Origin of the sequence: Mesorhizobium sp. M0518 (assembly GCF_040321125.1) — a bacterium.
In the GTDB taxonomy this organism is placed as follows: Bacteria; Pseudomonadota; Alphaproteobacteria; order Rhizobiales; family Rhizobiaceae; genus Mesorhizobium.
Genome location: NZ_JAMYQY010000007.1, coordinates 220,379 through 240,520 on the forward strand (window position 1 = coordinate 220,379; position 20,142 = coordinate 240,520).

Consider the following 20,142-nt stretch of genomic DNA (forward strand, 5'->3'; position numbering starts at 1 on the left):
ACATGCGCGTGCCGCTTTATCGCTAAGTGCTTAAGAAACCAGAGAAAACCTCTGAAATCAATAAAGCGGTTTCGTTGTACGATAGAAATTTTCTATCGTTCCGTTTGACTAACCCTGTCTAGCGGAACGGTTGGCGTGGAAATCGTCCGCCAGCGCCATTGCCTCGTCCAGCAGCGCCGAGACCAAAGGTGTGTGCGGTTCGCGCGGTGTCGCCACCAGGCCGACCGTGTGGCTGGCATCTGGCTCGATGATCGGAATGGCCCGGATCGGCTCGGAAAAGCCGAATGTTTCCGCAAGGTTGAGCGGCATGATCGACGACCATTTGCCGGTGCGGATGTGCGAAAACAGCACGATCATCGAATTGGATTCCAGCGTCGGTCGCACCTGCACGCCGGCTTCGGCCAGATGCTGATCGATGATGCGGCGGTTCTGCATGTCCGGCGTCAACAGACACAGCGGCAGGCTCGAGAGCTCCGCCCATGTCACTTTGTCGCGGTCGGAATAGGGATTCCCCATCGCGGTGATCAGTTGGTAGCGCTCGTCATAGAGCGGCACGCTGGTCACCCGCCCCAGCGGCTCGTTGTCGAGATAGGTGATCCCGGCATCGATGTCGAAATTGCCGAGCAGCGACAGCACCTCGATCGAGGTCCGCGACAGCACCGAAAAGGTGACGCCGGGATGCTTTTCGCGAAACGGCGTCGTCAGCCGCGGCAGCATGGCGAGCGCCGTCGGGATGGCGGCGATGCGGATACGGCCGGAAAGTCCGTGGCGCGCCGCGCGCATTTCCTCGCGCATGGTTCTGGTGTCGCCGACGATGCGGCGTGCCCACACCAGCACCTGTTTTCCCTCCGGCGTCAGCCCCTGGAAGCGTGAGCCGCGCAGAACCAGCATGACGCCAAGCTGGCCTTCCAACTGCTTGATGCCGGCCGAGAGCGTCGGTTGGGTGACACCGCACACCTCCGCCGCCCGGCCGAAATGCTCCTCCCTGGCGAGCGCGATGAAGAATTCCAGCTTGTCGATCATTATGCGATCTTTCCGGTCGTTCGCTGCAAGGTCGGGGAAATTGTGCTCTACCGCAAGCACCACGCACAATTGCCCGGCATCCACACCTTTAAGCCGGCTACCTATTTCCCGCGGCGCGATGCGGCGCTATGTGGATGAAACTGGGAGATCGACCATGCTGGGCTGGTTCCGCAAGCTTTTGCCGCGCGAAGATCGCTTCTTCGACCTGTTCGAACGACATTCGCGCACCGTGGTCGGCGGTGCCGAGGCGCTGGAGCAACTTCTCCAGGGCAGGGATATCGACCTCTGGTGCCAGAAAATCATCGATCTCGAAGATGAGGCCGACCACATCACCGCGGAAGTCCTGCTGGCGGTGCGGCGCTCCTTCATCACGCCTTTCGATCGCGGCGACATCAAGGACCTGATCCAGTCGATGGATGATGCCATCGATATGATGCACAAGACGGTCAAGACGGTGAAGCTGTTCGAGCGCAAGGAGTTCGATCCGCTGATGCAGGAAATGGGTGGCGTCATCGTCGCCGCCGCCAAGCTGGTGGCCGAGGCGATCCCGCTGCTCAGCAAGGTCGCGACGCATACTGTGCGCCTCAACGCCATCGCCGAAGAGGTAATGCGCGTCGAAAGCCGGGCCGACGACCTGCATGAGCAAGGGCTGAAGGATCTCTTCAGGAAGCACGGCAGCAGCGATCCGATGGCCTATATGATCGGCTCAGAGATTTATGGCCAGCTGGAAAAGGTGGTCGACCGCTTCGAGGACGTCGCCAACGAGATCAGCGGCATCGTCATTGAGAATGTCTAGGTGATGGAAGCCACCATTGCCTTTCCCGTGCTGGCCGGCCTCGTCGCCGTCGCACTGTTCTTCGACTTTCTCAACGGCCTGCACGATGCCGCCAATTCCATCGCCACCATCGTTTCCACCCGCGTGCTGCGGCCGCAATATGCGGTGCTGTGGGCGGCATTCTTCAATTTCATCGCCTTCATGTTCTTCGGCCTCCACGTTGCCGAGACCGTGGGCAAGGGTATCATCGACGTCAGCATCGTCACCCCGGCGGTGATCTTTGCAGCGCTCGTCGGCGCCATCGTCTGGAACATCGTCACCTGGATCGCCGGCATCCCGTCGAGCAGCTCGCACGCGCTGATTGGCGGTCTGGTCGGCGCCGGTGTGGCAAAGGCAGGCGTGGGCGCCATCGTCTGGACAGGGCTTGGCAAGACGGTTGCGGCAATCGTCTTGTCGCCAGCGACCGGCTTTGTCCTGGCTCTTGTCCTGATCCTTGCCGTTTCCTGGCTCTTCGTGCGCCAGACACCGTTTGCGGTCGACAGCACCTTCCGCGTCATGCAGTTCTTTTCCGCCTCGCTCTATTCCCTCGGGCACGGCGGCAATGACGCCCAGAAGACCATGGGCATCATTGCCGTGCTGCTCTATTCGCAAGGCATGCTCGGCGCGACTTTCTATGTGCCGCTGTGGGTCGTGCTCACCTGTCAGACGGCGCTGGCGCTCGGTACGTTGTTCGGCGGCTGGCGCATCGTCCACACCATGGGCTCGAAGATCACCCGGCTGAACCCGATGCAGGGTTTTTGCGCCGAGACCGGTGGGGCGATCACGCTGTTTGCCGCCACCTGGCTCGGAATTCCCGTATCGACCACGCACACCATCACCGGCGCCATCATCGGCGTCGGCGCCGCCCGCCGCGTCTCGGCCGTGCGCTGGGGCATTGCCGGCAATATCGTCATTGCCTGGATCGTCACCCTGCCGGCCACCGCTTTGATTTCGGCGCTCACCTACCTCGCGGTTGGCCTGGCGAGGTGAGGTGAGGAAATCTACCTGTCCACAAGGTTCAGGATGTTGCCGTCTGGATCCTTGAACCAGGCGACCTTCATTCCGTAACCGACGTGGATATCGCCCTCCAGTGTCAGGCCCGGCATCTGATAGTGCTCGAAGGCGACGCCCTTCGACTTCAGCGCCTTGACGATATCGCCGATCCCGTCGCCAACCATCCAGGTCACCGCTGTCGCCTTGTTGGTTCCGGCAAATTGGGAATGATAGACGTTGAGGGTGGTATCGCCACTTTTGTAGACGATCAGTTCGCCGCCCTCATCGTGCACCTGTTGCAGGCCAAGCGTTCCCTCGTAGAAAGCCTTGGCCTTTGCCAGGTCGCTTACCGCCAGATTTGCCGTTGCGTTGCTGTTTGCGAGCATGATGGTCTCCTTTCCTGGTTGTCGGCCCGTGCTGGTCACCGAAATAGGTCGCCGCGATCGTTTGACGACTGTCGCTTGACCTGATTGTTGGCCGCATCGGCGCTCGATTATCTGGAAGACGTTTGGCGCGGATGAAATCCGACAGGACCCGCCGCTTTTTCAGGCACGCCAAGACAGCCATTGCTCCACGGCTTGGTTCTGTCCGGAAACTGCATTATCTCAGGTGCAAGCTGCATCTCAGGCGCAAGCTGCGTAAGGAAAAACTGCCATGTCCGTCACCAAGGAAATCGTCACCGAGCGTCTGAAGACGGTCAACGGGCCGGATTTCACCGGCAACATCGTCGACCTCGGCATGGTTTCGGAAATTTTCATCGCCGACGGGAAGGTCTTCTTCTCGATTACCGTTCCCGCCGCCCGCGCCCAGGAGATGGAGCCGCTGCGCGCTGCCGCCGAGCGTGTCGTCAAGGCGATCCCCGGTGTCGCCGGCGCCGTCGTCGCGCTGACGGCCGAAAAGAAGGGCGGCGGCATGGAGGCGCCGGTTCCCTCGCGCCCCGCACCCAGGCCCGCGCCGCCGGCTCAGCCCGCTGCCGCCGCGGCGCGTGCGACTCCGCACGCACCGGCCTCGCACAGCTCGGGCAAGCGTGGCGTGCCCGGTATCGAGGCGATCATTGCCGTTGCCTCCGGCAAGGGCGGCGTCGGCAAGTCGACCACCGCCGTCAACATCGCGCTCGGCCTCGCCGCCAACGGCTTGCGCGTCGGCGTGCTGGATGCCGACATCTACGGACCGTCCATGCCCAGGCTGCTCAACATCCACGGACGGCCGCAGACCGTCGACGGCAAGATCCTGAAACCGATGGAGAATTACGGCCTGAAGGTGATGTCGATGGGCTTCCTCGTCGACGAGGAAACGCCGATGATCTGGCGCGGCCCGATGGTGATGTCGGCGCTGACGCAGATGCTGCGCGAGGTCGAATGGGGCCGTCTCGACGTGCTCGTCGTCGACATGCCGCCCGGTACCGGCGACGCGCAACTGACCATGGCCCAGCAGGTGCCGCTGGCTGGTGCTGTCATCGTCTCGACGCCACAGGATCTGGCCCTGATCGACGCGCGAAAAGGCCTCAACATGTTCAAGAAGGTCGACGTCCCGTTGCTCGGCATCGTCGAGAACATGAGCTATTTCATCGCCCCGGACACCGGCAAGCGCTACGACATCTTTGGCCATGGCGGCGCGCGCCGCGAGGCCGAGCGCCTCGGCGTCACCTTCCTTGGCGAAGTGCCGCTCGAGATGGGCATCCGCGAAAGTTCGGATGCCGGCACGCCGGTTGTCGTCTCGAAGCCTGACGGCGCCGAGGCGAAAATCTATCGCGACATCGCTTCGAAGGTCTGGGACCGGGTCAATGAAGAGCGTGGCGCGGCGGCAGCGGCGGTGCCGAGTATTGTGTTCGAGTGACGCCCGCTTGAGGGCTCAGCCGCCGACCTTTTCGCCGAACGACGAAAAAAACTGTCCGGCCAGTTTCTTCGAGGTCGATTCGATCAGCCGGCTGCCGAGTTGGGCGATCTTGCCGCCGACATCGGCCTTGGCCGCGTAGTTCAATATCGTGGCGTCAGGTCCATCTGCCGTCAGCGTCACGTCGGCACCACCCTTGGCGAAGCCGGCAATGCCGCCCTTGCCTTCGCCCTGGATGGTGTAGGAGTGCGGCGGCTTCAGGTTCTTCAGCGTCACTTCGCCGTTGAATGTCGCCTTGATCGGTCCGATCTTCACCACCACGGTTGCCGCCATCTCGGTCGGCGACTTCATCTCCAGGCTCTGGCAGCCGGGAATGGTCGCCTTCAAGACCTCGGGATCGTTCAGCGCTTCCCACACTTTTTGCAGCGGTGCGGCAATGCGCTCCTCGCCTTCGATCACCAAAGCCATGAAAACCTCCCGGACAAGACTGTCGGAACCCGTAACGCACGGCTTGGTGCGTGTCTATCGCACCAAAGTCCGGTTGCGACCGCACGCCCTCTTGCCTGCTCCCGCGCGTTGCCATATCGATTTGTCTTACAAATACGGAGACCATGATGGCAGGCGCCCCAACCCACAAGAAAAAATTTCGCTCGCAGGAGTGGTTCGACAATCCCGACAATCCGGGCATGACGGCGCTCTATCTCGAGCGCTATCTCAATTACGGCCTGACGCGCGCCGAACTGATGTCCGGCAAGCCGCTGATCGGCATCGCACAGACCGGCTCGGATCTGTCGCCTTGCAACCGTCACCATATCGAACTCGCTAAGCGTGTGCGCGAAGGCATCGTCTCGATGGGCGGCATTCCTTTCGAATTCCCCTGCCATCCGATCCAGGAGACCGGCAAGCGCCCGACCGCGGCACTTGACCGCAACCTTGCCTATCTCAGCCTTGTCGAAGTGCTCTACGGCTATCCGCTCGATGGCGTCGTGCTCACCATCGGTTGCGACAAGACGACGCCGGCGCTGCTGATGGCGGCGGCCACCGTCAACATCCCGGCGATCGCGCTGTCGGTCGGGCCGATGCTCAATGGCTGGCACAAGGGCAAGCGCACCGGCTCCGGCACCATCGTCTGGGAATCGCGCCAGCGCCTGTCGGCCGGCGAGATCGATTATGACGAGTTCATGGACATCGTCGCCTCGTCGGCGCCGTCCACCGGTTATTGCAACACCATGGGCACCGCCACCACGATGAACTCGCTGGCCGAAGCGCTTGGCATGCAGTTGCCGGGCTCGGCCGCGATTCCCGCGCCCTACCGCGAGCGCGGCCAGATTTCCTATGAGACCGGAAAGCGCATCGTCGAGATGGTGCATGAGGATCTGAAGCCGTCCGACATCATGACGAGAGAGGCTTTCGAGAATGCCATCGTCGTCAATTCGGCCATTGGCGGCTCGACCAACGCGCCGATCCATCTCAACGCCATCGCGCGCCACCTCGGAGTCAAGCTCGACAATGACGACTGGCAGACGGTCGGCCTCAATGTGCCGCTACTGGTCAATTTGCAGCCGACGGGCGAATACCTTGGCGAGGACTACCACCATGCCGGCGGCGTGCCGGCGGTCATCGCCGAACTGATGAAGGGCGGGCTGTTGCCGCATCCCGGCGCGCGCACCGTCAACGGCAAGTCGATCGGTGAGAATAGCGAGGGCGTCGCCAACGAAAATCCCGACGTCATCCGCTCTGTCGCCAAGCCGCTGAAGGCCAATGCCGGCTTCATCAATCTTCGGGGCAATCTGTTCGATTCGGCGATCATGAAGACCAGCGGCATCTCGCCGGAATTCCGCGAACGCTATCTCTCCAACCCCAAGGATCCCGAGGCTTTCGAAGGCAACGCCATGGTTTTCGATGGGCCGGAGGATTACCACGCCCGCATCGACGACCCGGCGCAAGGCATCGACGAACACACCATCCTGTTCATGCGCGGCGCTGGCCCGGTCGGCTATCCAGGCGGTGCCGAAGTCGTCAACATGCAGCCGCCGGCCTATCTCATCAAGAAGGGCATCCACGCGCTCGCTTGCATCGGGGACGGCCGCCAGTCGGGTACGTCGGGTTCGCCATCGATCCTCAACGCCTCGCCGGAAGCGGCGATCGGCGGCGGACTGGCGCTGCTCAAGACGGGCGACAGGGTCCGCATCGACTTGCGCAAGGGCACGGCCGACATCCTCGTTACCGACGACGAGATCACCCGGCGCCGCGCCGAACTGCAGAACAATGGTGGCTTCCACTATCCCAAGCACCAGACACCCTGGCAGGAGATCCAGCGCGGCATGGTCGCGCAGTTCTCGGAGGGAATGGTGCTGAAGCCGGCGGTGAAGTATCAGGACGTCGCGCACACCAGCGGCGTTCCCAGAGACAATCACTGATTGCTCCGGGGACAATCACTGATTGCTCCGGGGACAATCATTGATTCTGGATCGACGGATGGCGGCTTGATCAAATCAAGCCGCCGTCGGTTTTCCGGTCAGCGTGTTGCCGGGTAGGTCGAGAACGGTCACCGTCCTTGACAAGCGCGCCCAACAAATCCACCATCATGACAAGGGGTGCATCGCGACGACCCCGTGAGGCGTCAGCCCAACGTTCGCGTCCAAGCTTCTCTTCCAGGAGGTGGACGCCATGCCGTCAACAACCGCTATCACTGTATCGCAACTGTCCCGGCTCATCGGTCTGCCGGGCGCGCCTGTCATTATCGATGTTCGCATCGATGACGATTTCGACGCCGACCCGCGCCTGTTGCCGGCTTCGTGCCGGCGCGATTTCAAAACCGTTTCGACCTGGGCGGCCGCATTCGCCGGCAAGCCGGTGGCCGTCGTATGCCAGAAGGGGCAAAAGCTCTCGCAAGGCGTCGTTGCATGGCTGCGCCATGAGGGGATATCAGCCGAATCCCTTGAAAGCGGGTTTGAGGCCTGGCGCGATGCCGGGGGACTTCTGGTCCGCACCGCCAAAATGCCGCCGCGCAATGAAAAGGGCGCCACCGTCTGGGTGACGCGATCGCGCCCGAAGGTCGACCGCATCGCTTGCCCATGGCTGATCCGGCGTTTCCTCGACCCCGACGCGGTGTTCCTGTTTGTCGAGCCCGCTGAAGTATTGGCTGTTGCCGACCGCTTTCAGGCCGTGCCGTTCGACATCGACAATGTGTTCTGGAGCCATCGTGGCGAACGCTGCACCTTCGACACGATGATCGAGGAGTTCGGGTTGGAATCCGAGGCGCTCGATCGCCTCGCCGTAATCGTGCGCGCGGCCGACACCGCAAGCCTCGACTTGGTGCCCCAGGCGGCCGGTTTTCTGGCTGCCTCGCTGGGTCTGTCGCGTATGTACCGCGACGATCTGGAACAACTGGAAGCAGGCATGCTGCTCTACGACGCGTTCTTCCGCTGGTGTCGCGACGCCACCGAAGAAACGCACAACTGGCCCGCTGCGGGTAAGCCGTCATGACCATTCTTGTCCCCGACAACAAGGCGGTGGCCGTCGAGCCGCCGGCTGCGCCGACCTTCGCGGAAGCCACGAAGGTCTGGGCGAGGATCGGATTGCTCAGCTTCGGCGGACCTGCCGGGCAGATCGCGCTGATGCACAAGGAGCTGGTCGAGGACCGGCGCTGGATCGGTGAACAGCGCTTCCTGCATGCGTTGAACTACTGCATGTTGCTGCCTGGCCCGGAAGCCCAGCAACTCGCCATCTATGTCGGCTGGTTGCTGCACAGGACGATCGGCGGCCTTGTCGCCGGCATCCTGTTCGTCGTGCCGGGCGCGCTGGTCATGCTCGTCTTGAGCAGCCTTTACATGCTCTACGGCGACATGCCACTCGTCGCGGCGCTGTTTTTCGGGGTGAAGGCGGCGGTGCTTGCCATCGTCATCGAGGCGGTGATCCGGATCGGACGGCGCGCCCTCAAGAACCGGGTCATGGTGTCGATCGCGGTCGCGGCGTTCATCGCCATCTATGCGTTGAATGTGCCGTTTCCACTCATCGTCTTGTTCGCCGGCCTGACGGGATGGCTGGGGGATCGCATTGCTCCCGGCCTGTTTTCCGGCTCGGCCCATGGCAAGGACGATGTTGCCGACTTCAAGGGAGCGGTCGACCTGATGTTCGAACGCGGCGAACTCGCCCATGTCAAACCGACCAAATGGCATGCGCCGCGCACCGTCGCCATCTGGCTGCCGCTCTGGCTCGGGCCTGTTCTTTTGATCTGGTGGTTCACCGGCTCTGCAAGCGTCTGGACCGAGATAGGCCAGTTCTTCAGTCTCATGGCTGTCGTCACCTTCGGTGGCGCCTATGCGGTGCTTGCCTATGTCGCGCAGGCAGCCGTCCAGTCCTTCGGCTGGCTGGCCCCTGGTGAAATGGTTGATGGCCTTGGGCTTGCCGAAACGACGCCGGGGCCGCTCATCCTGGTGCTGCAGTTCGTCGGCTTCATCGCCGCGTTCCGCCACTCCGGCTCGCTGGACCCGTTGCTTGCCGGATCGCTGGGGGCGTTGCTCACCCTGTGGGTGACGTTCACGCCCTGCTTTTTCTGGATATTCCTCGGGGCGCCCTACATCGAGGCGTTGCGCGGCAACAAGGCACTGTCGGCCGCACTGGGCGCGATCACCGCCGCAATTGTCGGGGTGATTATGAATCTGGCCCTATGGTTTGGCTTGCACGTCATCTTCCGTGAGGTGCATGCGACGGGTCTTGGCATGAATGTGCCGGTGCTTTCGTCGATCGACTGGCGTGCGGCCTTGCTTTCGGGTGCCGCCATGATCGCCATCCTGAAGCTGAAGATCGGCATGCTGCCGACACTCGCGCTATCCGCCCTTGCAGGGGTCTTGCTGGCGGCGGCTGGTTAGATAGCACCGCCTTTGTAATTCGCTTGCCCACCACCTAAGTGGGCTGGAACGGAAGGAAACATCATGGCCGGACGGCGCTCTTCCCTCGGCTTCCTCGGAATGTTCGGCCGCTCGGGCGACTTGAGGCAGCTCGACGATGCATTGCGCGGCGCGGATCTGCATCCAGCCCTTGTGCCGGAGGGCGTGAAGCTTACCCTGGTCAATCTCATGAAGGATCGCTGGCCCGACGAGCCGCCACGGGGTACCTATGCGTCGGTGGCACAATTATGCAGCTATTGCATCGCGGGTTCCGAAACCTTCGAGCAAGCCAATGGCCATCAGCGGACGCTGGAAGCCGAGCGCCGCATCGAGGCGGCGCTTGAAACCGGCGACAGCCTCGACGCGCAGATCGTGCTGATGACACTGCATGCCAAGCTCATCAACCCCGAAGTCGTCGACCGATACGGGCTCAGCGCGGAATGACGCGAAAGGCAGGATCTGCCTGATTCTCCCAAGGCAGCCGAGCCGTTCAGGCCCGGCTGATCTCCTCGAGATACCAGCCGATGTAGCGCAGTTCGTTGTATTCCATGGGCGCGATAGGTCCGGGCACGAAATAGTGCGAGCGCACGCCGCGCGCGGTGTGCTCGATGATCTTCTTGTCCTCTTCTGTGGTGATCTTCCACAGCCAGGTCAGCTTCTCCAGATCGTAGTCCTGTCCCTCGACCGCGTCGCCGCGCACCAGCCAGATCAGTTCCATCTCGCATGTACCAGCCGTTTTCGGGATGAATCGGTAGATCATGCCGTGATCGGGATAGCAGACGAGAAAGGTCGTGCCGCCGAGATGGATGGAAGTGACGCCACCGTCATAGTCGGTGAAGCGGCCCATCAGCGGGGCCACCGGAGAGCCGTCCTGGCTGCCGCTCGAAACGCCGTCATAGAGCGCGTAGCGGAAGGTGTCGATTGCTTCCTGACCGGCCGCCGAGTTCTGCCAGCGGTTGGCGCTGCCGATCTCGATGCCGAGCGCGCAGGTGCGCTGCTCCATCGCCGCATTGAGCTGCTCGATCATCTCGGCCGGTTTTTCCAGCGCATGCGTCTGCGAATATTCCGGATGCGCCGGTCCGCAATGGTAACATTCTACATAGTTCTCGACGGCCAGCTTCCAGTTCGCGTCGAGCGGATAGGACTGACGATACGCCACCTTGGCGTCGCCCCAACCATATTGGCCGCAGCTCGTGCGCAGCGACTGTTCGATCGGATCGAAATCGAGCGGCGTCTCGGCGAAGGAAATGAAGACAAGCCCGGAGGCGACGCGGACATGAAGCTTCTTCAGCCCGTGCGCCGTGCGGTCGAAATCCTTCGGCATCAGGCGGGCAGCGCGCAATGAGCCGTCATTGGAATAGCTCCAGGCGTGGTAGGGGCACACGAACATCTTCGCGTTGCCCTTTTCCTTGGTGCAGACCTCGGCGCCGCGGTGGCGGCAGACATTGAGCATGGCATGCACGGTGCCATCCATGCCGCGTGTCAGGATGACCGCCTCGTCGCCCAGTTTGAACAGCTCGAAATCGCCCGGGTTCGCGATGACGCTGGCATGGGCCAGGCAGTGCCAGTGGCGGCGAAAGACACGTTCCATGTCGCGCTCGAAGATTGCCTGGTCATGATAGAAGGCACGCACCAGGCCGTGACCTGGCCGATGAGATGCCACCAGCCGATCGATCGCGTCGCCGTCTGTGTGGGCTTGCTGGATAGGATGCACACTCATTTGTCGTTCTGCCCGATGGTTGTCCCCAGAGCAATTTCAGGAAAGGTGTGAAGCGGTTTTCCGTCCTGAATTGGCTCCGGGTGGTGGCTGTATGGCTGCACGAACTCGTCTCCGGTCAGCCGCCCATTTGCGTGCGCGGCAGGTGGATCAGGTTGCCGAAGCGGGCACGCAATCTGTCGTCGACTTGTTTTGGCACGTGGCGCGGAAACCGTTCGGCAAGAATGCGTTTCTTCTCGGTGATCGCACGCAGCAATATATCAGGCCGGCCTTTTTCGTTCCATTCCTTCGGCGAGGAACGATCGCCGAGGGCGGGATAGAAGTGCTCGGTCTGCATCAGCTTGAGCGTCTGTTCGTTGTCGAGATAGTGGCCCGGGCCCTTGAGGCAGACCTCGGCGATGCTGTCGATCGACAGGGCCTCGTCAGTCACGTCGATGCCACGCGCGCAGCCCAGGCAATGACCGAGCATGTCGTTGTCGATGACCAGGCTCTCCAGGCAGAAGCCGAGCAGCGAGGCATGCATGCCGGCCGCCTCGTAGACGAGGTTGAGGCCGGAGAGGCCGGCCATCACATTGGTGATACCCTTTTCGTAGCCGGACTGAATATCGGGCAATTTCGAATCCGTCATGCCGGCGGCGGAGCCGCCGGGCAGGTCGTAGAATTGCGCCATCTGGGCACAGGCCGCCGTTGCCACCGACTGCTCGGCCGACCCGCCCGCCATGGCGCCGGTGCGCAGGTCCGACATGAACGGCCAGGCGCCGAAGATCGCCGGATGGCCGGGCTTGAGCGCGTTGACATAGACCAGGCCGGCCAGCACTTCGGCCACTGCCTGCACGACGGCGCCGGCCATCGCCGCGGGTGCCGTGGTGCCGGACTGGCCGGTCGACAGCAGCAGGATCGGGATGCCGCCTTCGACGCAGGCCTCAAGCACGCCGCAGGCATCCTCGGCGAACTTCATTGGCGGCACGACGAATGAGTTGGAGTTGGAAACGAACGGCCGGGCACGGAAATTCTCCTCGCCGCCGGCGATGGCGTACAGCATTTCAAGCGCAGGCTTCACGTTCTCACGCACGGTGAAGGATGTTCCGACGTGCTTCGAGGTTCCCATCACACAGGCATAAAGCGTGTTGAAATCCATCTCGAGCGGATCGGCGATGTCGCGCGCCACCATCGGCCGCTGGAAGAAATGGATGTTGTCCAGCCCATCGACGATGCGGGCGGCATCATAAATATCCTGCAGCTTGGACTCGCGGTACTCGCGCTTTTCGATATCCACCAGGTGCACGGCGATGCCTGCCGTGCCGTAGTGCACGCGCTTGCCCTGGACCACCATATCGTGCCTGGGGGCCTGGCCATGAAGTGTGAAATGTCGTGCCGCCCGCTTGATGGTGTCGAGCACGAGCGCGCGCGGAAAGCGGACCCGGCCATCGTCGCCATGGACCGCCCCCACCTTGGTCAGTACCTTTATGCAGGAAGGAATGGCGTTGGCGAAACCCACTGTCTCCAGAAGCGTCAGCACGCCTTCGTGGATACGCTCGCGGTCATCCCCGCGCAGCGGCCCGTAGCCGCCGCCCTCGATGGTCTTGTGCTGTGGTCTGGTATCCTCCACCAGGGGAGATGATCGCATGGCATGTCCTGTTTCGCGAAGACCGGAGCGTTGTGGACGACGGTCCGCCGGCGTGTCCTGCTGTTCGACAGCCATTGGCATGGAAGCACTCCACCTTCGTCGGCAGGGAACTCGTGGCGGTTGGTCCACCATCGGCCTGCTTCTTCCCCTGGCGCCGACTATGCCGCCGGCAGAGGCCCATCCTATGAGCCAGCTGGCCCAGTTCCATGTGCCAGAACTAAAATACCGGAGCCGCTGCGAGCGGCTCCGGTTACGAGAGATCGACGATGGATCAGGCGGCCGCGGGTCTGCGTCCGGCGGCCGTGGCCAGTTCGCGGATGCCTGGCTCGATGTGCTGCAGTGCGATCGACGAGATGCCCAGCCGCATGAAACGCGAAGGCTTTTCAGTGCGATCGAAGAAACGGTCGCCTGGCTCGATGATGACGCTGCGCGAGGCCGCTGCCTCGGCCAGCCCGCGCGAATCGGTGCCGCGCGGCCCTTCGAGCCACAGCGACGTGCCGCCGGCCGAATCGGTCGAGCGCCATTCCGGCAGGAAGGCGGAAATCGCATGGACCAGCCGCTTGCGCCGTTCGTCGAAGGCCGACGACAGCCGCCGCACCAGCGCCTCGTGGTGGCCGAGCGACAGGAACAGCGCGACGGCGCGCTGGTTGTTCGCCGGCGGATGACGCAGCATGAAGCGGCGCAGCGCCCTGAGTTCCGCGATCAGTCCCGCGGACGCCACGATGTAGCCGAGCCGCAGGCCGGGAGCCAGCGTCTTGGACATCGAGCCGACATAGACCACGCGGCCGGAGCGATCGAGGCTCTTCAGCGCTTGCTGCGGTGCCTCGTCGAGAAGCTGGCTGTCATAGCCATCCTCGATGATGATCTGGTTGTAGCGGTTGGCTCGCGCCAGAAGATCCTGCCGCCGCTCAGCCGACAACGGCACCATGGTCGGGCAATGATGGCTGGGCGTGACGAAGACGAAGCCGGAATCATTGGGAATAGAAGCGGTTACGATGCCGGACTGGTCGACCGGCACCGGCTGTATCTCCGCGCCCGCAAGGCGGAAGATCGAGCGGGCGTCGGGGTAGCCGGGGTCCTCCATCGCCACCTTGGAGCCTTTGGACATCAGCAGCGTCGCCAGCATGTAGAGCGCGTTCTGGGCGCCCAACGTGACGATGATCTCGTCGGGATTGGCGAAGATGCCGCGCCGGGGCAGGAGCCGCGCCTGGATCTGCTCGATCAGCAGCGGATCGTCACGGTCGACCATGTCGGACGCCCAGTTGCGGATTTCCAACACCGCCAGCGCCATGCGGTTGCACTCGCGCCATTCGGCGGTAGGGAACAGCGCCGGATCGAACTGGCCGTAGACGAAGGGGTAGGACGACTTGATCCAGTTCTCGTGCTTGGCCGGCGGCGGCATGTCGCTGGCGAAGATCTTGCGGCGTGCCTTCCAGTCGATCTCGTTGGCCTGGTCGGGCGCCTTCTGGTGCGGCTTGGCCGGTGTCGCCAGCACATCGGGATTGACGAAATGTCCACGCCGCTCGCGCGCCACCAGGAAACCCTGGTCGACCAGCTGCTGGAACGCCAGCACCACGGTTCCGCGCGCCACGCCAAGTTTTTCGGCCAGGATCCGGCAGGAAGGAAGCGGCATCGAAGCGGCGATCTGGCGGTCCAGAATGGCGGCCACGATGGCTTGGCGGATCTGCGCTTGCAGGGTTTGGCCGGATTCAGCCGAAATCCGGAACAGGCCGGACCATATCGCCGTGTCGTTTCGCTGTGGCATGGGAGATTTCCTCGATGGCCAGCCTTTTTCGCTTGGCTGGACCAGCCGAACGTAACCGTGGCACAAGGGGTTGCGCCAATCAATTTTTCTGATCGTTGGGATTTATGCCAGTGATCCTTCACGCCATTTTGATGCTGCGCCGCGGCATAGTTGCGTGACTCTGTGTGTCATCGCTGCGCATTGAAACGGGTGGAGTTCGGCCCGATAGATTGTCGCGACGACACGCGCCGGAAACATCCGGTCCGTAATGATGGCTCGAGGTCTCGGAGTTTGGCAGTGGATCAATCGTCCTTTCAAAAACAGCTCGCCGCCTTGCGCGATCACCGCGCTGCAGCGCCCGCCAGCATGCGCCAGGCCTTCGCCGCCGATCCCAAGCGGTTCGTGGAATTCTCCGCCACCGATGGCGATCTGCTGCTCGACTGGTCGAAATGCGCGGTCGATGCGACCGCCATGGAACTGCTGGAAAAGCTCGCCCTGGCCGCCGATCTCGAAGCTCGTCGCGCCGCCATGTTCGCCGGCAAGAAGATCAACGTCACCGAGGACCGTGCCGTGCTGCACACGGCGCTGCGCAACCTGACCGGCAAGGGCGTCACCGTCGATGGCCAGGATGTCAAGGCTGACGTCATCGCCGTGCTCGACGCCATGGGCGCCTTTGCCGATGCCGTGCGCTCCGGCAAGGCGGCCGGCGCCACCGGCAAGAAGATCACCGACATCGTCAACATAGGCATCGGCGGTTCCGATCTCGGCCCGGCCATGGCGACGCTGGCGCTGGCGCCCTATCATGACGGGCCGCGCGCGCATTACGTTTCCAACATCGACGGCGCCCATATCCACGACACGCTGAAGGGGCTGTCCGCCGAGACCACGCTTTTCATCATCGCTTCCAAGACCTTCACCACCGTCGAGACGATGACCAATGCGCAGACGGCGCGCGACTGGGTGCAGAAGGCGCTCGGCAAGGAAGCGGTCGGCAAGCACTTCGCCGCCGTGTCCACTGCGCTCGATCTGGTCGCCAAGTTCGGCATCGCGCCCGATCGCGTCTTCGGCTTCTGGGATTGGGTCGGCGGCCGCTATTCGCTCTGGGGCGCCATCGGCCTGCCGGTGATGATCGCTGTCGGCCCGCGGAATTTTCGCGCCTTCCTCGATGGCGCGCATGAGATGGACGAGCATTTCCGTACCGCACCGGTGCAGGAGAACCTGCCGGCGCTGCTGGGGCTGGTCGGCTGGTGGCATCGCGTCATCTGCGGTTACCCGGCGCGCGCCGTCATCCCTTACGACCAGCGCCTGTCCAGATTGCCCGCCTATCTGCAGCAGCTCGACATGGAATCGAACGGCAAGAGCGTCACCCTCGAAGGCACGGCGGCAACGACGCCGACCGGACCGCTTGTCTGGGGCGAACCCGGCACCAACGGCCAGCATGCCTTCTTCCAGCTGCTGCACCAGGGCACCGATTTCATCCCGGTCGAGTTCCTCGCCGCGGCCGTCGGCCACGAGCCCGATCTCAAGCACCAGCACGATCTGCTGCTCGCCAACTGCCTGGCGCAGTCGGAAGCGCTGATGAAGGGCCGCACGCTGGACGAAGCCCGCGCCCAGATGCTGGCCAAGGGCATGAAGCCGGCCGAGGTCGACAAGATAGCCCCGCACCGCGTCTTCTCCGGCAATCGCCCCTCGGTGACCATCCTTTACCGCAAACTCGACCCGCGCACCTTCGGCCGGCTGATCGCGCTCTACGAGCACCGCGTCTTCGTCGAGGGCACGCTGTTCAACATCAACTCCTTCGACCAGTGGGGCGTCGAACTCGGCAAGGAACTGGCCACCGGCCTTCTGCCTGTCGTAGAGGGCAAGGAAAGTGCCGCCAAGCGGGACGCATCGACCGCAGGCCTTGTGGGATTCATCCACCATTTGCGTGGCTCGGAGTGAAAAGCTTGGCAGACATCAAGGGAATATTGTTCGACAAGGACGGCACGCTTGTCGACTTCAACGCCACCTGGCTCGGCGTTGCCGACTTCATGGCCATGGATGCGTCCGAAGGCGATCGCTGGAAAGCCGACAGGCTGCTGGCCGCCGCCGGCTTCGATTTCGCCAACAAGCGCTTTAAGCCTGACTCGATATTTGCCTCCGGCACCAATCTCGACGTCGTCGAATTGTGGTTTCCGCGCCTCTCCAACGAGGATCAGATGCTGGCGGTCGCCCGCTTCAACGAGATCACCTCGGTGCAAGGCTCGGCGATGGCCGTGGCGCTGCCGGGCATCGTCGACACGCTGACGGCACTGCACAGGAAGTCCTACCGGCTTGGCGTCGCCACCAACGATTCGACCAGCGGCGCGGAAAAGACGCTTGTCACGCTCGGCGTCGCCCAATTGTTCGACGCGGCCTATGGCTACGACGCGGTGGCCAATCCGAAGCCGGCGCCCGACACGATCCTGGCCTTCAGCGATCTCACCGGCCTCAGGCCGGCGGAAATCGCCATGGTCGGCGACAATCGCCACGACCTCGAAATGGCGCGTGCCGGCGGCTGCGGGCTGGCGGTCGGCGTGCTCTCCGGCACCGGAACCCGCGAATCGCTGGCCGGCATTGCCGACGCCATCCTGGATTCCGTTGCCGATCTGCCGGATTTTCTCTCGGCGCGGGTCAAGGAGACGATCTGATCCCGTCGGTAGACGCGGCCGCCTCGTCAGCCTTCGAAGCGAAAGACGCCGCTTGGCTGCAGCGCGCTGTCTTTCGCCTGGCCGAAATCCGGCACCTTATGTTCGGCGAGCAGGCGCAGCCGTGATCGTGGCAGATAGGCGCGGCTAGGATCGCCGACCAGGACCTCGATGCCGGCATTCAGGCAGCGTTCGAAAAAAGGCATGACGCGGTCGGCGACGCCTTGGCTGTAGAAGACATCGCCTGCAAGCACGAGGTCGACGGCCGGCGGCGGACCCCTGGTGATGTCGTCTCCGATCACGGTGATGGCGACACCGTTGGCCGCCGCGTTTAGAGCGAGCGCGGCAACGCCGTTGCGGTCGATCTCTGCGGCGATGACTTCGCGTGCCCCAGCCTTGGCGGCGGCAATGCCGACAAGACCCGAACCGGCGCCGAGGTCGAGCACGCGGCGGCCGGCTACCGTTTGCGGATGATCCAGTATGTGGCGCGCAATCACCGCGCCGCCGGCCCACACATAAGCCCAGTAAGGCGGCTGCGGCTCGGGTCCATCGTTGTCCGCCTCGATCGTGTCGTCATCGTCGCCAGCGCTTTGGTGCGGATCTATGAGCCGTCTCAGGCCACTGGCCGGATGCGGTGTATAAAGCTGGATCTCAGGCACCGACGGCACCGGGGCGAGGCGCATGTTCGTTCTGATGAATTCTGCCGGGTCAGGACGGCAAGGTGCATTTACGGCATCCGCGCCGCCGGCTGCAATCATTCGCGCAGTGCTCGCCGCAGGATCTTGCCGACCGGCGTCTTCGGCAACTCGGTCCTGAATTCTATGTATTTGGGCCGCTTGTAGCCGGTCAGGTTCTCGCGGCAGAAGGCGGTGAGCGTCTCCGCGGTCAGCGCCGGATCCTTCTTGACCACGAACAGTTTCGGCACCTCGCCCGAATGCTCGTCCGGCACGCCGACCGCCGCCACTTCGAGCACGCCCGGATGCATCGCCACGACTTCCTCGAGCTCGTTCGGATAGACATTGAAGCCCGAAACCAGGATCATGTCCTTCTTGCGGTCGACGATCTTGGTGTAGCCGCGCTCGTCCATGAAGCCCATGTCGCCGGATTTGAAGTAGCCATCCTTGGTCATCACCTTGGCGGTCTCATCGGGCCGGTTCCAGTAGCCCGCCATCACTTGCGGTCCTCGGATGCAGACCTCGCCGACCTCGCCGAGCGGCAAATTGTTGCCGTCGTCGTCGCGGATGGCGATCTCGGTCGAGGGCAGCGGCAAGCCGATGGTGCCGGTGAAGTCGCCGGCGGTGAACTTGTTGGCGGTGGCCACCGGCGAGGTTTCCGAGAGGCCGTAGCCTTCGGTGACCGAACAACCGGTCAGCGTCTTCCAGCGTTCGGCGACGCCCTTCTGCACCGCCATGCCGCCGCCCAGCGTCAGCACCAGCGGCTTGAAGTCGAGCTTGCGGAAATCCTCATTGTTGAGCAGCGCGTTGAAAAGCGTGTTGAGGCCGGGAAAGATGTGCACCGGATATTTCTGCAATTCCTTGACGAAGCCGGGAATGTCGCGCGGGTTGGGAATGAGCACATTGCGGGCGCCTTGCTGCATGCCCATCAGCGCGTTCACGGTCAGCGCGAAAATATGATAGAGCGGCAGCGCGCAGATGAAGTTGGGGTGCGCCGGTTTCGGCTTGATCGTGTAGGCATCCTCCATCCACTGCGCGTTCTGCGCAACGTTGGCGAGCACGTTTCTGTGCAGCAGTGTGGCGCCCTTCGACACGCCCGTGGTGCCGCCCGTATATTGCAGGAAGGCGACATCGTCGGCTTCCACCTTGGCCGGCTTGAAGCCCATGCCGGCGCCGGCCTTCATGGCGGCATTGAACTTGACATGGCCGGGCAAGGACCATGCCGGCACCATCTTCTTCACGCGGCGCACGACGAAATTGACGATCGTGCCCTTCAGGCCGCCAAGCATGTCGCCCATCGCGGCGACCACCACATGCTTGACCGTGGTCCTGGCGATCACCGCCTGCAAGGTGTTGGCGAAGTTCTCCAGGATGACGATGGCTTGCGCACCGGAATCCTTCAACTGGTGTTCGAGCTCGCGCGGCGTGTAGAGCGGATTGATGTTCACCACCACATAACCCGCTCGCAAGATCGCCATCATCGCCACCGGATATTGCAGCACGTTCGGCATCATCAGCGCGACGCGCGCGCCTTTCCGCAGGCCTTTCGATTGCAGGTAGGCGCCGAAGGCCGCCGACAGCCGCTCGACATCGGTGTAGCTGATGGACTTGTCCATGCAGGTGAAGGCCGGCTGCGCGGAAAACTGCTTGCAGGCGGCGACGAGGAAATCGCCGATCGAGCTGTAGGGCAGGGCGCCGATCTCGGCCTGCACGTTTTTCGGATAGCTCTTGAGCCACGGCTTTTCCGGCAAGCCGGCGGCCAGCGCCGTCAGCGTTTTCGGCAATCGGTTGGCGGTGGCGTCGGCCGGCCTTGCCGCCGGTGGGGTCTTCATCGCCGCGGCGGCTTTCGATGCCGGCCTGGCAGCGGGCTTTGCCGCCCCCGCTTTATTTCCCGACGCCGTCTTTCCGGCCGCAGCCTTGGCCGGGGCTTTCACCACTGGCCTTGTGCTTGCCCTTACGGGCGCCGCGGCCGCCTTCGGCGTGGCGGCTTTGGAAACGGGTGCTTTCGGCTTGGCAGTACCGGCTGCTTTCGACGGCGCCTTGGCTCCCGGTTTCACCGGCGCCGTCGTCCTTGATGCTTTTGCCAACCGTTCCTCCCTGGACAAGTCTTGTTCATCCGCGCCGCGCTCGCCCCTGAATTGACAAGGACGCCCTCCGCT

The 20,142-nt window shown here is 63.1% G+C and carries 17 protein-coding genes; 9 read left to right on the forward strand and 8 right to left on the reverse strand.

The features are described 5' to 3' along the window. Positions 1–108 precede the first annotated feature (108 nt). Entirely contained in the window at positions 109–1,023 is a 915-nt protein-coding gene (locus NKI66_RS12830) for a LysR family transcriptional regulator (RefSeq protein WP_013528010.1), read from the reverse strand. Positions 1,024–1,177: 154 nt separating this feature from the next. On the opposite strand from NKI66_RS12830, the gene NKI66_RS12835 reads away from it, so the two are divergent. Both NKI66_RS12835 and NKI66_RS12840 read left to right on the forward strand, forming a co-directional pair. Further along, positions 1,178–1,819: a DUF47 domain-containing protein gene (locus NKI66_RS12835; RefSeq protein ID WP_023811691.1), complete on the forward strand. Its 642-nt coding sequence runs from the start codon at positions 1,178–1,180 to the stop codon at positions 1,817–1,819. 3 nt (positions 1,820–1,822) lie between these two features. Further along, entirely contained in the window at positions 1,823–2,827 is a 1,005-nt protein-coding gene (locus NKI66_RS12840) for an inorganic phosphate transporter (RefSeq protein WP_352751784.1), read from the forward strand. Positions 2,828–2,838: 11 nt separating this feature from the next. Here NKI66_RS12840 and NKI66_RS12845 read toward each other — a convergent pair whose 3' ends face one another. Continuing rightward, positions 2,839–3,216 (reverse strand): VOC family protein, encoded by a 378-nt coding sequence (locus tag NKI66_RS12845; protein ID WP_023811693.1) that lies wholly within the window; start codon positions 3,214–3,216, stop codon positions 2,839–2,841. A gap of 268 nt (positions 3,217–3,484) precedes the next feature. Between NKI66_RS12845 and NKI66_RS12850 the strand changes: the two genes are divergently transcribed. Beyond that, positions 3,485–4,666: an Mrp/NBP35 family ATP-binding protein gene (locus tag NKI66_RS12850; protein ID WP_128304844.1), complete on the forward strand. Its 1,182-nt coding sequence runs from the start codon at positions 3,485–3,487 to the stop codon at positions 4,664–4,666. A 15-nt stretch (positions 4,667–4,681) separates the two neighbouring features. Here NKI66_RS12850 and NKI66_RS12855 read toward each other — a convergent pair whose 3' ends face one another. Continuing rightward, complete coding sequence (locus tag NKI66_RS12855; protein WP_127256475.1) at positions 4,682–5,131, reverse strand: SRPBCC family protein; 450 nt, start codon at positions 5,129–5,131, stop codon at positions 4,682–4,684. Between the two features lie 146 nt (positions 5,132–5,277). Here NKI66_RS12855 and NKI66_RS12860 point away from each other — a divergent pair, with 146 nt between their 5' ends. The 4 genes from NKI66_RS12860 (at position 5,278) to NKI66_RS12875 (ending at position 9,999) form a co-directional block, all read left to right on the forward strand. Then, the gene (locus NKI66_RS12860; protein ID WP_023811496.1) at positions 5,278–7,083 is read left to right on the forward strand and encodes an IlvD/Edd family dehydratase; all 1,806 of its coding nucleotides are present in this window, start codon (positions 5,278–5,280) and stop codon (positions 7,081–7,083) included. 250 nt (positions 7,084–7,333) lie between these two features. After that, entirely contained in the window at positions 7,334–8,152 is an 819-nt protein-coding gene (locus NKI66_RS12865; protein ID WP_127290063.1) for a chromate resistance protein ChrB domain-containing protein, read from the forward strand. Beyond that, a complete protein-coding gene (gene chrA / locus NKI66_RS12870; RefSeq protein ID WP_352751786.1) occupies positions 8,149–9,537 on the forward strand; it encodes a chromate efflux transporter in 1,389 nt (462 codons plus the stop codon). Before NKI66_RS12865 ends, chrA begins: the two co-directional genes overlap by 4 nt. Before the next feature lie 63 nt (positions 9,538–9,600). After that, entirely contained in the window at positions 9,601–9,999 is a 399-nt protein-coding gene (locus NKI66_RS12875; protein WP_352751788.1) for a hypothetical protein, read from the forward strand. A gap of 46 nt (positions 10,000–10,045) precedes the next feature. Here NKI66_RS12875 and NKI66_RS12880 read toward each other — a convergent pair whose 3' ends face one another. From NKI66_RS12880 to pdxR, 3 genes are all read right to left on the reverse strand, one after another. Next, positions 10,046–11,275: an aromatic ring-hydroxylating oxygenase subunit alpha gene (locus NKI66_RS12880; protein ID WP_352751790.1), complete on the reverse strand. Its 1,230-nt coding sequence runs from the start codon at positions 11,273–11,275 to the stop codon at positions 10,046–10,048. 115 nt (positions 11,276–11,390) lie between these two features. Continuing rightward, positions 11,391–12,980, reverse strand: coding sequence for a trimethylamine methyltransferase family protein (locus NKI66_RS12885; protein ID WP_352751792.1), 1,590 nt, complete (start codon positions 12,978–12,980; stop codon positions 11,391–11,393). Positions 12,981–13,170: 190 nt separating this feature from the next. Next, positions 13,171–14,664: a MocR-like pyridoxine biosynthesis transcription factor PdxR gene (pdxR, locus tag NKI66_RS12890; protein WP_023811490.1), complete on the reverse strand. Its 1,494-nt coding sequence runs from the start codon at positions 14,662–14,664 to the stop codon at positions 13,171–13,173. Between the two features lie 270 nt (positions 14,665–14,934). On the opposite strand from pdxR, the gene pgi reads away from it, so the two are divergent. Together pgi and NKI66_RS12900 are read left to right on the forward strand one after the other, a co-directional pair. Continuing rightward, positions 14,935–16,584, forward strand: a complete 1,650-nt coding sequence (gene pgi, locus NKI66_RS12895) for a glucose-6-phosphate isomerase (RefSeq protein WP_502895826.1) — start codon at positions 14,935–14,937, stop codon at positions 16,582–16,584. Positions 16,585–16,589: 5 nt separating this feature from the next. Next, the gene (locus tag NKI66_RS12900; protein WP_128304850.1) at positions 16,590–17,312 is read left to right on the forward strand and encodes an HAD family hydrolase; all 723 of its coding nucleotides are present in this window, start codon (positions 16,590–16,592) and stop codon (positions 17,310–17,312) included. A gap of 26 nt (positions 17,313–17,338) precedes the next feature. Here the strand turns inward: NKI66_RS12900 and NKI66_RS12905 are convergent, their stop codons facing one another. Beyond that, positions 17,339–18,067: a class I SAM-dependent methyltransferase gene (locus NKI66_RS12905; protein ID WP_352751794.1), complete on the reverse strand. Its 729-nt coding sequence runs from the start codon at positions 18,065–18,067 to the stop codon at positions 17,339–17,341. Continuing rightward, a complete protein-coding gene (locus NKI66_RS12910) occupies positions 18,064–20,070 on the reverse strand; it encodes a long-chain fatty acid--CoA ligase (protein ID WP_352719622.1) in 2,007 nt (668 codons plus the stop codon). The genes NKI66_RS12905 and NKI66_RS12910 overlap by 4 nt, the downstream gene beginning before the upstream one ends. Between the last annotated feature and the right edge of the window lie 72 nt (positions 20,071–20,142).

Coding starts and splice junctions, on each gene's coding strand:
- NKI66_RS12840 (WP_352751784.1), top strand. CDS start 1,823: ATGGAAGCCACCATTGCCTTTCCCGTGCTGGCCGGCCTCGTCGCCGTC.
- NKI66_RS12880 (WP_352751790.1), bottom strand. CDS start 11,275: ATGAGTGTGCATCCTATCCAGCAAGCCCACACAGACGGCGACGCGATC.
- pdxR (WP_023811490.1), bottom strand. CDS start 14,664: ATGCCACAGCGAAACGACACGGCGATATGGTCCGGCCTGTTCCGGATT.
- NKI66_RS12865 (WP_127290063.1), top strand. CDS start 7,334: ATGCCGTCAACAACCGCTATCACTGTATCGCAACTGTCCCGGCTCATC.
- NKI66_RS12905 (WP_352751794.1), bottom strand. CDS start 18,067: ATGATTGCAGCCGGCGGCGCGGATGCCGTAAATGCACCTTGCCGTCCT.
- NKI66_RS12860 (WP_023811496.1), top strand. CDS start 5,278: ATGGCAGGCGCCCCAACCCACAAGAAAAAATTTCGCTCGCAGGAGTGG.
- NKI66_RS12835 (WP_023811691.1), top strand. CDS start 1,178: ATGCTGGGCTGGTTCCGCAAGCTTTTGCCGCGCGAAGATCGCTTCTTC.
- NKI66_RS12875 (WP_352751788.1), top strand. CDS start 9,601: ATGGCCGGACGGCGCTCTTCCCTCGGCTTCCTCGGAATGTTCGGCCGC.
- chrA (WP_352751786.1), top strand. CDS start 8,149: ATGACCATTCTTGTCCCCGACAACAAGGCGGTGGCCGTCGAGCCGCCG.
- NKI66_RS12830 (WP_013528010.1), bottom strand. CDS start 1,023: ATGATCGACAAGCTGGAATTCTTCATCGCGCTCGCCAGGGAGGAGCAT.
- NKI66_RS12845 (WP_023811693.1), bottom strand. CDS start 3,216: ATGCTCGCAAACAGCAACGCAACGGCAAATCTGGCGGTAAGCGACCTG.
- NKI66_RS12855 (WP_127256475.1), bottom strand. CDS start 5,131: ATGGCTTTGGTGATCGAAGGCGAGGAGCGCATTGCCGCACCGCTGCAA.
- NKI66_RS12850 (WP_128304844.1), top strand. CDS start 3,485: ATGTCCGTCACCAAGGAAATCGTCACCGAGCGTCTGAAGACGGTCAAC.
- NKI66_RS12885 (WP_352751792.1), bottom strand. CDS start 12,980: ATGCCAATGGCTGTCGAACAGCAGGACACGCCGGCGGACCGTCGTCCA.